Raw genomic sequence first — 15,045 nt, 5'->3', positions numbered from 1 at the left:
TTTATTTATGAAAAAATGGATGAAAAAAATTGTCATGCTGGTCATGACCATTGGGTTAGTATTGAGTAGTGGTTTGGGTATTTTTGATATTTCATCAGCAAATGCCGCTGAGACAGATCCAACATTAGAGCGGATTAAGAAATCTGGTAAGTTAGTTGTTGGAACTTCGGCTGATTATGCCCCATATGAATTCCACACAACGGAAAATGGTAAGGATAAAATTGTTGGGTTTGATATTGAAGTTGCACGCAAACTTGGTAAAGAATTAGGCGTTAAGACTGAGATTCAAGAAATGAGTTTCGATGCCTTACTTGGTGCTGTTAAGACTGGTAAGGTTGATATGGTTGTTGCTGGTATGACAGAAACACCAGAACGTGCTAAAGAAGTTAATTTTTCAAAGCCTTACTTTATCGATAAAAACGTTGTGCTTACGTTAAAGCAAAATAAAGATAAGTGGTCAACGTTAGATAAGATTAAGAATGCTAAGTTAGCTGCTCAAGTTTCTTCTAAGCAAGATGATTTGGCTCATGAAATTACGAATAAAAAAGTAGTTTCACTAAAAAAGATTACTGACGAAGTAACCCAACTATCACAAAAGAAGGTTGATGGTGTTGTGGTTGCAAGTACAACGGCTAAGAGTTACTTAGAGCAGAGTGATCAGTTTGCTGTTTCACCAGCTAAGTTACCAGGTATTAGTAACGGTTCTTCAGTTGTTATGAATAAGAATGCTACCGTCCTACAAGCTAAGGTTAACAAGATTTTAGATGATAAAATTATTGGTGCACCATTAAAGGCCATGCAAGATCGAGCTATTAAGCAAATGAACAAAAAGGAATCATTCTTCCAAAAGTACTCACCTTACTTTATTAAGGGAACTGGTTACACGATTGGACTAGCCGTTATTGGTGTCTTCTTTGGAATTATCCTTGGTATTCTATTTGCTTTGATGAAGCTTTCATCAGTTAAAATCTTCAAGTGGCTTGCATCTGCATACATTGAAGCAGTTCGTGGTGTGCCATTGTTGATTCAAGTATTCATTGTTTACTTTGGAACGCAGGCCATTGGGTTAAATGTTTCAAGTTTCTTGGCAGGTGCGATTGCCATGTTCTTGAACTCTGCTGCATATGTTGCTGAAATTATCCGTTCAGGAATTCAAGCAGTGCCAACTGGTCAAACTGAAGCTGCACGTTCATTAGGATTTACCAAGAATCAAACGATGCGCTACATGGTTTTGCCACAAGCGATTAAAAACATTCTTCCTGCATTGGGTAATGAGTTTGTGACGGTTATCAAAGAAGGTTCAGTTGTTTCAGTTATCGGTGTTGGTGAATTGACATTCCAAACATCTGTTGTGCAAGGGGCGTCATTTAAGCCATTTGTTCCATTGATTATCACAGCTGTTATCTACTTTATTTTGACATTCGGAATTAGCCGTTTGTTGAACCTATTCGAAAAAAAGTTACGTAAATCTGATAAAACATTGGGATAAATGAGCGAAACCTTGTTTATGCTATGAATTAAGTAATAGAAGTCGGGACGCTTACGTCCTGGCTTTTTTTATGCAATTATATGCCAGAAGTTTGACAGTTATTCATGGCTTTTGATAACTTAACAGTATCTAATTCAGGTTTAAGGAGATGGGACTATGAAGAAGTTTAAGGAGTTTTGCAAGCAACTTTGGGAAACAACAGAAGAGTCATTTATTGTCAGTGTGTTGGCAGCTGCTTTTGTTGACTCGTTTAACTTTTTCAAAAAGAGATTTTCAAAAAAATGATAAAATCTAATGAAGATTGAGATACACTTATCTCAATCTTTTTTAATATATTGGCTATAATTCAACAATGGCGTATATTAAAAGGGACAGATAATGGAGGAGATAGATATGGCAAAGAAAACGCGTATTAAAAAGATTTTAGTTGAACAAATTTTAGATAAAGCGGGTATTCCATATGAAACCATTGTTTTTTCTGGTGGTATGCAACGGAATCAAGCCGAATTGGATGCATATGGTTTAACTGATCATGATATTTATAAAACATTAGCTTTAGAAGGTAATGTTACTGGACCGGTTATTGGAATTGTGCCGGTGGATACACATTTAAATGAAAAGAAACTGGCGGCAGTGTCAGGTAACAAACGGGTGGATATGATTCCAACGAAGAATTTGCAAAAGACAACGGGTTATATTCACGGTGCTAATAATCCAGTTGGTATTTGGCAAACGAAGAAATTCCCAATTTACTTTGATGAAAGTGCCAAAGAGGCGGGAACCATTACGGTATCAGCAGGTGAAGTAGGTCGCTCAATTCGCATTGATGCTGAGGCTTTAGCTGATTTTGTACATGGCCAGTTTGCTGCAATTCGTTCGGATGATTAAATCATGTTGGGCATGATGATTGCTCATTCAATTGAGCTAATTTTACTGATTTTTTTAGTGATGCCCGTGGTGGCCAGTTATTTACTTTCTGTTTTGACAACTAAGGCCGAACAAAATTTGATGTCGCGCTTTGGTCAACGAGCACCGTTTTGGTTTAGCTGGTTGGGAACCATTGTGCATGAACTTGCGCATGCCTTAATGGCCATGCTATTTGGTCATCGTATTGATAAAGTTGTGCTATTAACTAATCCCTTGAAAGCTGAAGAATCAAAGCGCATGGGATACGTCAGTCATTCTTGGCAAGCCAATAATCCGTACCAACGGTTAGGAAATTTTTTGATTGGCTTGGCGCCAACGATTGTGATTTCGCTATTAACGGGGTTATTAACAGAATGGTTATGGCCGCAACTCTTTGAAATACAAACGCTACATTGGCAAATTTTTACAAGTGTGCCGACTTGGCATGTTATTTTATGGCTTTATTTAATTATTAATTTAAATTTGGCAATGAATATCAGTCGGGCTGATTGGCAAAATGTGTGGCAAGGTATTTGGCTTTATGCGTTGTTATTAGTTGTGATTGGCTTGGTAACCGGGTTAATCATTAGTGATCCATGGCTCATTTGGGAAGAAGTAGGTTATTGGTTAAGTCTTGTTTGGTTAATCAATTTAGGAATTAGTTTTGTTATCATGTTGATAACGAGATTATTCGTCAGATAAACATAAGAGAGGGTTGCAATGACAGATCAAGAACAAAAGCAGTTATCAGAAATTACAGCATTTACCCAAAAAGTTTTGCAAGATGATGCCAGCGGTCATGACATGACCCATATTGAACGTGTTTTAAATATGACGAAGCATATTTTGCAAACAGAGCCAACGGCAGATGCTTTTATTGCACAAGCGGCAGCTATTTTGCATGATACATATGACGATAAGTTATTTGATGATGTTGCTAAAGCGAAGCGGCAAGTTGTTCAAATGTTGACTGACATTGGTATATCGGATTCACAACAAACGGGAATTTTCCAGATTATTGATAATATGTCATGGAGTAAGCAACGTTATGGTAAGCCAGTTCAATTATCTTTGGCTGGTCAAATAGTACAAGATGCAGATCGTCTAGATGCGATTGGAGCAATTTCGATTGCGCGGGCAATTCAGTTTGGTGTCGCACATGGCGATACATTATACGATCCAGCTATACCACCACGTGATATGACGACGAAGGCTGATTATCGTAACGGTGTCGATGCAACCGTTATTAATCATTTTTATGAGAAATTGTTTTTGCTAAAAGATTATTTAAATACAAATGAAGGTAAACGTATTGGGGCAAAGCGTGACAAAATCATGCATGATTTTGTTCACCAATTTGAGGCAGAATGGCAACAAAAAGATTTTTAAATTAATATGAAACAAAGTGGTCGGCCAGTTTTGGTTGGACCACTTTTATGTTATTATAGTATCTTGTAATCAACAGGAGGTTAAACATGGCCAAAGAAGTCCTATATATGAAGGTGCTGAATGACTTAAATCAGCGCATTAATGCCCAAGAATTTCCCGATTTAAAGTTACCAGATGAGCGTTCTTTAGCAACTTCATATGGCGTTTCACGTAGTTCGATTAAACGTGCTTTAAATGTTTTGGTACAACAAGGTATCATTTTTAAAAAACGTGGTTCAGGAACTTTCGTTAATCCATTATATTTAAAGAATCAAGGAATGTTTCATGCAGTTGGTCATAATTTAGGTGTATCAGATGCCTTTCGTTTTAATGGCGAGACACCAGCGATTAAACTCTTGGAATTTGAAAAGGAAGTTGCGACAGATGAGGATCGTGAAGCACTCTTTTTGAACCAAGGGGATGAAGTCTACCGTATCAAGCGTTTGCGTACGTTGCAAAATGAAGCTTTCATGATTGAGAATGCCGTTATACCCGTTAGTTTATTACCAGCATTAACAGCAGAAGATATGACACATTCAATGTTTCAATATGCTGAACAAACGATTAATAAAGCCGTTACGAAATCGTTTATGACAATAACTGCTGAACCATCACAAGTTGATGATCAGGAACGTTTGAATTTAAAGGCTAATGAACCAGTGGGTGTGATGTCAGGAATATTTTTCCTAGATGATGGGACTCCATTCGAAGTTGGACAAATGCGCGTACATTATGAATATATGCGTTATAACAGCTTTGTTAGTTTGGATGGCGAATAGTAAAAATTGTCTCTCAATTGGAACGGTCCAATTGAGAGTTTTTTATTGTACCTAGGTTCGAAATCTGGTATTATAAGAATTGTAATCCAGAAGATAACTTCTGTGATCTAACCTTTCTCAAAAATAAAAGGAGATTTAATCAAAATGGCAGTAGATTTTGATTCAAAAGCATATCTTGAAAAGGTAGATGCTTGGTGGCGTGCTACCAACTACCTTTCTGCAGGTATGATCTTTTTGAAGAGCAACCCATTGTTTTCAGTAACTGATACACCAATCCAAGCGGATGATGTTAAAGTTAAGCCAATTGGTCACTGGGGAACTATCTCAGGACAGACCTTCTTGTACGCACATGCTAACCGTTTGATCAACAAGTTTGATTTGAACATGTTCTACATTGGTGGACCTGGTCACGGTGGTCAAGTTATGGTTACTAACTCATACTTGGACGGTACTTACACTGAAAGCTATCCTGAAATTACTCAAGATGTTGAAGGTATGGCACGTTTGTTTAAGCGATTCTCATTCCCTGGTGGAATTGGATCACACATGACTGCACAAACACCAGGTTCATTGCACGAAGGTGGTGAGTTAGGTTACTCACTATCTCACGCAACTGGTGCTATTTTGGATAATCCTGACCAAATTGCCTTCACTGTTGTAGGTGATGGTGAAGTTGAAACTGGTCCTGCAATGACTGCATGGCACTCAATCAAGTTCATCAATCCTAAGAACGACGGTGCTGTTTTGCCAATCTTGGACTTGAACGGATTTAAGATTTCAAATCCTACTATCTTCTCACGTATGAGCGATGAAGAGATTACTAAGTTCTTTGAAGGTTTGGGATACTCACCACGTTTCATTGAAAACGATGATATTCATGACTATATGGCATACCACGAATTAGCTGCAAAGGTCTTTGATCAAGCTATTACAGATATCAAAGACATTCAAAAGGCTGCTCGTGAAGATGGCCGTTACACTGATGGTGAAGTTGCTGCATGGCCAGTTATCATTGCTCGCTTGCCAAAGGGTTGGGGTGGTCCTACTCACAACGCTGCAGGTGAACCAATTGAAAACTCATTCCGTGCCCACCAAGTACCACTTCCTTTGGCACAAAACAAGTTGGAGTCATTGCCTGAATTCGAAGAATGGTTGAATTCATACAAGCCAGCAGAATTGTTTAATGTTGATGGTTCATTGAAGGCAGAAATTGCTGATATGGCACCAAAGGGCGACAAGCGTATGGCAGCTAACCCAGTTGCTAATGGTGGTCGTCGTCGCGGTGATGCTCCTACTGATTTGGCTTTGCCAGATTGGAAGGAATTTGCTAACGATATTACGCCTGAAAACCGTGGAACTGAATTAGCAGATGGTAGCAAGAACATGGACATGAACGTCTTGTCAAACTACTTTGCTGCAGTTTCAAAGTTGAATCCAACTTCATTCCGTATCTTCGGACCTGACGAGACGATGTCAAATCGTTTGTGGGGTATGTTCGATATTACTAACCGTCAATGGATGGAACAAGTTAAGGAACCTAATGACCAACACGAAGCTCATGAAGGTCGTATTTTGGATGCTCAATTATCAGAGCACCAAGCTGAAGGTTGGCTAGAAGCTTACACATTGTCTGGTCGTGTTGGTGTATTCGCATCATACGAATCATTCCTACGTGTAGTTGATTCAATGATTACACAACACTTCAAGTGGTTGCGTCATGCTTCAGAACAACCATGGCGTAATGATTACCCATCATTGAACTTGATTTCAACTTCAACTGCTTTCCAACAAGACCACAACGGTTACACTCACCAAGATCCAGGTATGTTGACTCACTTGGCTGAAAAGAAGCTTGACTTTATTCGTCAATACTTGCCAGCTGATGGTAACACTTTGTTGGCTGTCTTTGGTCGTGCATTTACTGAACGTCACAAGGTTAACCACATTGTTGCTTCAAAGCAACCACGTCAACAATGGTTCTCAGTTGAAGAAGCTGATGAATTGGCAAATGAAGGTATCAAGGCTATCGATTGGGCTTCAACTGTTGCCGAAGGTGAAGATGCTGATATCGTCTTTGCTTCAGCCGGTGTAGAGCCAACTATCGAAGCACTTGCTGCTTTGCACTTGATCAACGAAGCATTTCCAGCTGTTAAGATGCGTTACGTAAACGTTGTTGAATTGCACCGTTTGCTAAACAAGAATGGTAAGATGAACCACGAGCGTGCATTGTCTGACGAAAAGTTCAGTGCATTGTTCGGTGAGTCAGGAACACCAGTTATGTTTGCATTCCACGGCTTCGAAGATTTGATTGAAGCAATCTTCTACGAGCGTCAACACTTAGGTGCTCACGTTCATGGTTACCGTGAAGATGGTGATATCACAACTACTTACGATATGCGTGTATATTCAGAATTGGATCGTTTCCACCAAGCTAAGGAAGCTGCACAAATCTTGGCTGACAAGGGTGTTATTGCTGCTGATGAAGCAGAAGCCTTTGAGAACAAGATGGATGCTATCTTGGCAAAGCACTTCGAAGTTACTCGTAACGAGGGACATGATATCGAAGAGTTTACTGACTGGAAGTGGACTGCTTTAAAGAAGTAATCAACTAAACAGATTAGTCTGAATTAATAATGAAAGCCTACAATCACTAATTTTTGGTGATTGTAGGCTTTTTTTGGTATAATCTAAAAGGGTGAATATGCTTTTGAAGGAGAAAAATCATGATTGTCTTGTTGGTATTAGGAATTGTCTTGTTAGCTTATGCGGCAATTCAAGGGGTGGTGCATCATCAAGTTCGATGGGTACCAATTGTTACAGGTCTTTTGTTAGTTGTATTTATGGGAATTGGTGTTAGTCGTGCCCAAAGTGATCATTTTTTGATGGCGGAAGTACCTTTGACTAAAACCCAACAAATTAAACCAGCTGTTAAAGTGAATGGGTTAAATTTGGTTACAACTGAAGAAGGTACCCAAGGTCGTTTACGTTATACATATAAGACGAATAATAAAACTTATCAGACTTTAACTCAACAAGCCGAAACAACGGTGATTAATGGTAAAAAGCCAACGTTAAAAACAACCGTGATGACGTATCAAGCTAACTCAACATGGCGCCGTTTCTTGTTGCTAGGTCAAGATACTCTTGAAAAGGGTGAAACCACTTATAAGTTGACGTTACCTAAGGGTTGGTATGTTGTACCAGCCGATAAGGTTGATGATTTACAAAAAATGTCACAAGACAATGAGGCTAAAGTAGCTGATAAAGTCCGTGATGAAATTAATAAGCAGGTTACGGCTAAAGTGAAGGAAGATAAGAAGTTTGTTGATGATAAAAAGGGTCAAGACAAGCTGAAAAATGATGTTGTTAAGCAAGTAACCGCTGATTCAAATAAGCAATTAAAGGCAGATATGATTAAGCAAATTAATGCTTGGCAAGAAGAAAATTAATAATATAACTAGCTGGAATGAGTGTTCCAGCTTTTTTGTTGTCGTTAACAACGTTACACACCGAATCCAAAATGTGGTATCGTAGCTTATAAGAAAAATGAAATTGAGGTGAAACAATGGGAACACGTCAACAAGATGATTTTTATGAAGCAATTAATGAAGATTGGGTTGCGCAAGCCGTTATCCCAAATGATAAATCACGAACAGGTGGCTTTATTGATTTAGCTGATGAAATTGAAGAGTTAATGTTAAAAACAACTGATAAGTGGTTGGCTGGTGAAGATGTACCAATTGATAGCGTATTAGCAAACTTTGTTAAGTACCACCGCTTAGCAGCTGATTGGGAAACTCGTAATAAATTGGGAACAGAACCAGTTAAGCCTTTAATTCAGCGTTACCAAAATTATGATTCATTTGCAGACTTTGCTAATGATATTGTTTCTTTGGAGAAAGCTGGTTTACCAAATGCTTTGCCATTAGGTGTTGCACCAGATTTTAAAGATGCACAAACTTATGTACTTTGGGCTGATGCTTTGAGTACTATTTTGCCTGATACAACTTACTATGAGCCCGGTCATCCTCAGGGCGCTGATTTGTTAAAGACTTGGCGTGAATCTCAAGAAGCTTTGTTGCCAAAGTTTGGTTTTAGTGATGCTGAAATAAAGGATTTGTTGGATAAGGCGCTTGAATTTGATGCTCGGATTGCCAAGGTTGTCCTAAGTCAAGAGGAAGCTTCAGAATATGTTAAGTTGTATAAACCATATAAGTGGTCTGACTTTGTTGCCCTAGCACCAGAGTTGCCATTAAATGAGGTTGTGACAGCTATGATTGGTGAAGAACCAGATATGGTTGTAGTACCAGAAGAGCGTTTCTGGCATGCTGCTGATCAATTCTTCTCAGAAGAAGCTTGGCCATTATTAAAAGCAACTTTGATTATTGATATTGCAAATGCATATACTGGCTATCTATCTGATGATGTTCGTGTACTAGGCGGTGCCTATGGTCGTGCCTTATCTGGAACACCGGAAGCTAAGAGTCAACAAAAATCAGCTTACTATCTAGCTGAGGGACCATTTAATCAAGCGCTAGGTTTGTGGTATGCACACAAAAACTTTTCACCTGATGCGAAAGCCGACGTTGAGGCAAAAGTGGCCACGATGATTGATGTGTACAAAGAGCGTATTCAAAATACAACTTGGCTACAACAAGCAACGCGTGATAAGGCAGTTGTTAAGTTGAATGCGATTAAGCCACATATTGGTTATCCAGAAAAGTTACCCGATTACTATGCAGACAAAGTTGTTGATGATGGGGCAACGCTTCTTGAAGCAACACAAAAGTTTGCTCGTCAAGGAATTGCTCGTGAATGGGCTAAGTGGCATCAAGCAGTTGACCGTGATGAGTGGCACATGCCAGCTCATATGGTGAATGCATATTATGATCCACAACAAAATCAAATTGTTTTCCCAGCTGCCATTTTGCAGGCACCATTCTATAGCTTGTCACAGTCAGATTCAGCTAATTATGGTGGTATTGGGGCTGTGATTGCCCACGAAATTTCACACGCTTTTGATACTAATGGTGCATCATTTGATGAGCACGGCAGTTTGAATAATTGGTGGACTGATGAAGACTTTGCTGCCTTCAAGGAACGTACTCAAAAGGTTATTGATCAATTCGATGGTTTGGATTCTTATGGTGCCAAGGTTAATGGTAAGTTGACAGTATCTGAAAACGTGGCTGATTTGGGTGGTTTGGCTGCTGCATTAGCTGCTGCTAAGCGTGAAGAAGCATTCTCGGCTAAAGAATTCTTTGAAAACTGGGCAACCATTTGGCGTATGAAGGCTCGTCCAGAATTAATGAAATTCTTCGCAGCTGTGGATGTGCATGCACCAAACAAGGCGCGTACTAATGTTATTGTGTCAAACTTTGATGAATTCTATGAAACATTCGATGTGAAGCCTGGCGACGGTATGTACCGTGAACCAGCTGAACGAACAATGATTTGGTAAGCTAACACTGTTTATTGTGAATAGGCTGTCCATGTTAACACGTTGATAAAAATAAATTATTAGTCCTAAGAGACTGGTACATTTGAAGTGCCCCATAATTGTTAGACGTACAATCTAGCAATTATGGGGTATTTTTTTGCTGTACTAAGGAATGTTAACCGTATATGTCAACCGGTTGACTTATAAAATGAAAAGGTTTACACTCTCATTGTAAGCGCTTAACTAATTGGTTTTTACGGAGGTTTTTATTGACGATGGTTGTTTTTCAAACGTTAATATAACGAGGAAAAAACTTGCGATGAATACAATAACGAATCAAAAACTAGCACGAATATGGCAGCATATTCATAATCAATAGACTTAGGAGATGTTTCAGAAATGAATACAAAAAATGAAAGTACTTTTAAGAATCCCTTTTATTTGCAAAATTCATTGATAATTTTTTTATTTTTCACAGCGTGGAGCATTTGGTGGTCATTCTTTCAAATTTGGTTGACGAATGACTTGCATTTTAGTGGTTCACAAGTTGGAACAATTTATTCATTTAATTCTACAGTGACAATGGTGTTAATGTTGGCATATGGTACCCTACAAGATAAGCTGGGTGCCAAGAAAACTTTACTAATGTTCTGTGCTGTTCTACAAATTTTTCTTGGCCCATTCTTCCAGTTTATTTATGCACCTTTATTAAAGGGTTATTTCTTTGTGGGTGCCATATTGGGATCAATTTACTTATCAGCAGCATTTCTTTCAGCTTCACCAACATTTGAAGCATTCATTGAACGTATGAGCCGTCGTTATAGTTTCGAATATGGCCAAGCTCGTGCTTGGGGTTCATTTGGTTATGCGATTTCAGCATTGCTTGCCGGATATTTGTTTAGTATCAATCCATATCTACTATTCTGGATTGCTTCGGCACTTGGCTTAATTTTGTTATTAGTGTTAGCTTTTGCCAAGCCAACTAGTCCGGAAGTCATTGCTAAGTATGAGAACAAACAGGAAAATTTGAATGAAAAAACATCACCTTCATTGAAAGAAATTTTTTCGGTTTTCAAGATTGCTGACTTATGGAAGATTATTATTTTTATCGTTTTAAGTTGGACTTTCTATACAGTCTTTGATCAACAAATGTTCCCGGAATTTTTCACGAAGTTTTTCAATTCTAGTTCAGCTGGTACGCAAGCTTATGGTGTATTAAATTCTATTGAAGTCTTTTTGGAATCACTTATGATGGGTGCAGCGCCATTTGTTATGAGAAAGTTTGGAGTTCGCAAAACACTATTTATTGGTATTGCCATCATGGTTATCCGTATTGGTGGTTGTGGATTGGTTCAAAACCCACTTGGTGTTTCATTTATTAAACTTTTGCATGCACCAGAAACAGCTTTCTTCTCACTAGCAATTTTCCGTTACTTTACTTTGCACTTTAATACGCGTGTTTCATCAACTATTTATATGGTCGGCTTCCAAATTGCAGCCCAAGTTGGGCAAATTATTTTTTCAACGCCATTGGGTGCATTACACGACCAAATTGGTTACAGCAAGACTTTCTTGGTAATTTCAGGAATTGTTTTGATTGCCGGTATCTATGCAATGTTTGCCTTGAGAAAAGATGATGAAAAGGTTGAAGGACAACCATTATAAAATAAATTGCATGCTTAGATAGATCAGCTTATAGCTGGTCTATTTTTTTGCCATGCTGATTCGTTGACAAACGTAAACGTAATGAACTATACTTAACATAGTTACAAATGTAAACGAAGGAAGTGATGCTATGATGCAAGCAAGTGATATGTCGAATGCTGAATGGCAGATTATGCGTGTGGTTTGGACAATGCAAACCGCAACGAGCAGTGAGATTATCGCAGCTATTAAAGAAAAAAAGGATTGGTCTGAATCAACGATTAAAACATTGTTACGTCGGTTGGTCCAAAAAGATATGTTGGCAACACGTAAAGATGGTCGCCGGTTTATCTACAGTCCGTTAATTGCTGAAAATGATGCCATGATTCAAATGACAACTGAAGTATTTGATCGTTTATGTAGTATGAAAAAAGGACAAACATTAGCTGAGCTGATTACTAATATGACATTAAGTAAAGCAGATATTGAAAATTTACAGCATGTCTTAAAGGAAAAGGTGAGCACAGCACCAGATACGGTTGCATGTGATTGTATTGGACCGTTTGCTTGTGCCGATTGTCCCGAATGATTAGTTAGGGGGAAAATAATTATGGCAAGAATTATTGTGTTAATCATTGGTCTTGCAGTCATTGGTTTTATTGTTTGGTGGTTCTTTGGTAAACATGAGGCTGAGACCCAAAATGCTGAAATTAAAAATGAAAAGCAAGATGTTGATGTATTAGTAAAGGGTGGTTATTCACCTGAGCAGGTCGTTTTAAAGCAAGGTGTACCAGCTGAATTACATTTTAAGCGAACTGATCCATCAAGTTGTTTGGACCACGTTGTCTTTCCAGATTTTGGAATTAATCAAGCTTTACCACAAAATGAAACGGAAACAGTTAAGATTGATACCAGTAAAGCTGGTGAATTTGGTTGGGCATGTGGTATGGACATGTTCCATGGTAAGGTCATTATTAAATAGCATCATCGATAAGGAGGAGTTATACAATGAGTGAAGTACAAAAAGTTAATGTTAATGTTGCCGGTGGTTACGAACCTAATGTCGTTAATTTACAAAAAGGGGTACCAGCCGAAGTGACGTTTACTCGTACAAGTCCACAAGGATGTTTGGACGTTGTACATTCAAAGGAGCTTGGTTTTGAAGAATCATTACCAATTGATGAACCTAAAACAGTGACAATTGATACCAACAAGGCTGGCGAGTATGATTTTAGCTGTGGTATGGACATGTTCCACGGTAAAGTTGTCATAAAGTAGGTGATTTTATGAAAATTACAACACGGTTTTGGGTTTCGTTAGTTTTGTCCTTACCGATGTTAATTGAAATGATTTTAATGCCTTTCACTGGTTGGATGTTACCTGGTGGAAAAGTGACGATGTTGATTTTAACCACAATTGTGATGTTAATATCAGCACGACCATTTTTATCAAGTGCTTGGGCATCATTTCAAAAGCATCATTCAAATATGGATACCTTAATTGCTGTTGGAACTGGAACAGCATATATCTATAGTATTTATGCGATGTTTACTGGTAAGGCTGTCTTTTTTGAAAGTGCCGCCTTTGTGATTACATTTGTCTTGTTAGGACAAGTATTAGAAGAACGAATGCGTGATAATACCTCTTCATCAATTGAGAAATTGATGGATCTACAGGCTAAAGATGCTGAAGTTCAGCGTGATGGTGAATTTGTGCGGCTTCCTTTGGATGAAATTGTTGAAGGTGATTTAATTCGGGTGCGTCCTGGACAAAAAATTGCCGTTGATGGTGAAATTGTTGAGGGTACATCAACCGTCAATGAAGCGATGGTGACTGGTGAAAGTATGCCGGTCTCAAAACAAGTTGGTGATGATGTTATTGGATCAACGATGAATACAACGGGAACATTTGTATTCAAAGCAAACAAAGTTGGTGATGACACAATGTTGGCTCAGATTGTGACTTTGGTTAAAAAAGCCCAATCAAGTCATGCGCCAATTCAACAGCTGACTGATCGTGTATCTGATATTTTTGTACCCGTTGTGTTGATTATTGCAGAGTTGACCTTCTTGGTTTGGTATGTATTTATTGGTCATGATGTAGCTAACTCGCTAATCTTTGCGGTGTCAGTCGTTGTGATTGCCTGCCCTTGTGCGCTAGGATTAGCCACGCCAACCGCTTTGATGGTGGGAACTGGTCGTGGTGCTAAGATGGGAATCTTAATCAAAAATGGTGAGGTTCTTGAACGGGTAAACGACATCGATACGGTTGTATTTGATAAAACTGGTACGATTACGGTTGGTCAACCACAAGTCACTGATGTAATTGGTGATCAAAAACAAGTCTTAACCGTTGCAGCAAGTATGGAAGCTTCATCAGAACATCCGTTGGCTGAAGCGATTATGGCTAAAGCACAACAAGAAAATTTGCAAACAAATGAAATTGCAGACTTTCAAGCATTGTCTGGTAAAGGTGTGCAAGCAACTGTTGATGGTCAACAAGCCTTTGTTGGTAATGAACGTTTGTTAGCAGATTATGCAATTGATGATAGTTTGAAGCAAACGATGCGCCAACTACAAGATGAAGCCAAGACGGTTGTCTTAGTTGGTTTGCAAGATAAAATTATTGGATTAATTGCAATCCAAGATACCCCTAAAGAAACATCCGCAGTGGCCATGAAAGATTTAAAGAAGCGTGGTCTTAGAACAGTGATGTTAACGGGTGATAATGAACACGTGGCCAAAGCGATTGCTGATGAAGTTGGAATTGATGAAGTAGTTGCTGATGTGTTACCAGCTGAAAAGGCTGATAAGATTCAAGAATTACAAAAGGATCATACGGTTGCCTTTGTTGGGGATGGTATTAACGATGCGCCCGCATTAACAACAGCTGATGTTGGTATTGCCATGGGAGCTGGTACCGATATTGCCATTGATGCTGGAGGTATTGTGTTAGTTAAAAATGATCTCCGTGATGTTGATCTGGCAATTGCCTTAAGTCAAAAGACATTTAACCGGATTAAGTTGAATTTATTCTGGGCGTTTGTCTATAATGTCTTAGGTATTCCAGTTGCTGCCGGTGTATTTTATGGTCTTGGCTTTATTTTAAGTCCAGAAATTGCTGGGTTGGCAATGGCGTTCAGTTCGTTATCAGTTGTGATTAGTTCAGTTTTGTTAGGAAAAGCAAAGTTAACACCAGCTGATTAGCATAAAATAAATTATTTAGATAAAAAGCTGAATTTTCTGAAAACTTTTTAGGAAATTTAGCTTTTTTTGTTTCTTCACAAGGTCATCATGACTAAAAATTGTAAGCGCTTATATTGTTAATTAATTAACAATATTTATTTTTGTTATTATGAA

The 15,045-nt window shown here is 38.5% G+C and carries 14 protein-coding genes; all 14 read left to right on the top strand.

Features of this window, described 5'->3' with window-relative positions; genetic code table 11:
- Positions 1-7: 7 nt before the first annotated feature.
- The 14 genes from ACSYSF_RS07750 to ACSYSF_RS07685 all read left to right on the top strand — a co-directional run bounded on the left by ACSYSF_RS07750 (position 8) and on the right by ACSYSF_RS07685 (position 14,892).
- On the top strand, positions 8-1,489 hold the full coding sequence (locus tag ACSYSF_RS07750; protein ID WP_489867442.1) for an ABC transporter substrate-binding protein/permease: 1,482 nt from the start codon (positions 8-10) through the stop codon (positions 1,487-1,489).
- A gap of 156 nt (positions 1,490-1,645) precedes the next feature.
- On the top strand, positions 1,646-1,774 hold the full coding sequence (locus ACSYSF_RS07745) for a hypothetical protein (protein WP_489867441.1): 129 nt from the start codon (positions 1,646-1,648) through the stop codon (positions 1,772-1,774).
- Between the two features lie 108 nt (positions 1,775-1,882).
- A complete protein-coding gene (locus ACSYSF_RS07740) occupies positions 1,883-2,377 on the top strand; it encodes an aminoacyl-tRNA deacylase (RefSeq protein ID WP_489867440.1) in 495 nt (164 codons plus the stop codon).
- A gap of 3 nt (positions 2,378-2,380) precedes the next feature.
- The gene (locus ACSYSF_RS07735) at positions 2,381-3,097 is read left to right on the top strand and encodes a hypothetical protein (RefSeq protein ID WP_489867439.1); all 717 of its coding nucleotides are present in this window, start codon (positions 2,381-2,383) and stop codon (positions 3,095-3,097) included.
- Between the two features lie 18 nt (positions 3,098-3,115).
- On the top strand, positions 3,116-3,784 hold the full coding sequence (locus ACSYSF_RS07730) for an HD domain-containing protein (RefSeq protein ID WP_489867438.1): 669 nt from the start codon (positions 3,116-3,118) through the stop codon (positions 3,782-3,784).
- A gap of 86 nt (positions 3,785-3,870) precedes the next feature.
- The gene (locus tag ACSYSF_RS07725; RefSeq protein ID WP_489867437.1) at positions 3,871-4,602 is read left to right on the top strand and encodes a GntR family transcriptional regulator; all 732 of its coding nucleotides are present in this window, start codon (positions 3,871-3,873) and stop codon (positions 4,600-4,602) included.
- A 144-nt stretch (positions 4,603-4,746) separates the two neighbouring features.
- Positions 4,747-7,206, top strand: coding sequence for a phosphoketolase family protein (locus ACSYSF_RS07720; protein WP_489867436.1), 2,460 nt, complete (start codon positions 4,747-4,749; stop codon positions 7,204-7,206).
- Positions 7,207-7,325: 119 nt separating this feature from the next.
- The gene (locus ACSYSF_RS07715) at positions 7,326-8,051 is read left to right on the top strand and encodes a DUF4811 domain-containing protein (protein ID WP_489867435.1); all 726 of its coding nucleotides are present in this window, start codon (positions 7,326-7,328) and stop codon (positions 8,049-8,051) included.
- Between the two features lie 116 nt (positions 8,052-8,167).
- Positions 8,168-10,063 (top strand): M13-type metalloendopeptidase, encoded by a 1,896-nt coding sequence (locus ACSYSF_RS07710; RefSeq protein ID WP_489867434.1) that lies wholly within the window; start codon positions 8,168-8,170, stop codon positions 10,061-10,063.
- A gap of 378 nt (positions 10,064-10,441) precedes the next feature.
- The gene (locus ACSYSF_RS07705) at positions 10,442-11,707 is read left to right on the top strand and encodes an oligosaccharide MFS transporter (protein WP_489867433.1); all 1,266 of its coding nucleotides are present in this window, start codon (positions 10,442-10,444) and stop codon (positions 11,705-11,707) included.
- A 130-nt stretch (positions 11,708-11,837) separates the two neighbouring features.
- The gene (locus tag ACSYSF_RS07700; RefSeq protein ID WP_489867432.1) at positions 11,838-12,275 is read left to right on the top strand and encodes a CopY/TcrY family copper transport repressor; all 438 of its coding nucleotides are present in this window, start codon (positions 11,838-11,840) and stop codon (positions 12,273-12,275) included.
- A 21-nt stretch (positions 12,276-12,296) separates the two neighbouring features.
- Complete coding sequence (locus ACSYSF_RS07695) at positions 12,297-12,668, top strand: cupredoxin domain-containing protein (RefSeq protein WP_489867431.1); 372 nt, start codon at positions 12,297-12,299, stop codon at positions 12,666-12,668.
- Between the two features lie 26 nt (positions 12,669-12,694).
- A complete protein-coding gene (locus tag ACSYSF_RS07690; RefSeq protein ID WP_489867430.1) occupies positions 12,695-12,964 on the top strand; it encodes a cupredoxin domain-containing protein in 270 nt (89 codons plus the stop codon).
- Between the two features lie 8 nt (positions 12,965-12,972).
- On the top strand, positions 12,973-14,892 hold the full coding sequence (locus tag ACSYSF_RS07685; protein ID WP_489867429.1) for a copper-translocating P-type ATPase: 1,920 nt from the start codon (positions 12,973-12,975) through the stop codon (positions 14,890-14,892).
- Positions 14,893-15,045: the final 153 nt, after the last annotated feature.

This window comes from Weissella sp. ESL1139, from assembly GCF_058506735.1.
The sequence above is the reverse complement of the archived record's forward strand: the minus strand, read 5'-3'. Positions and strand labels throughout refer to the sequence as shown.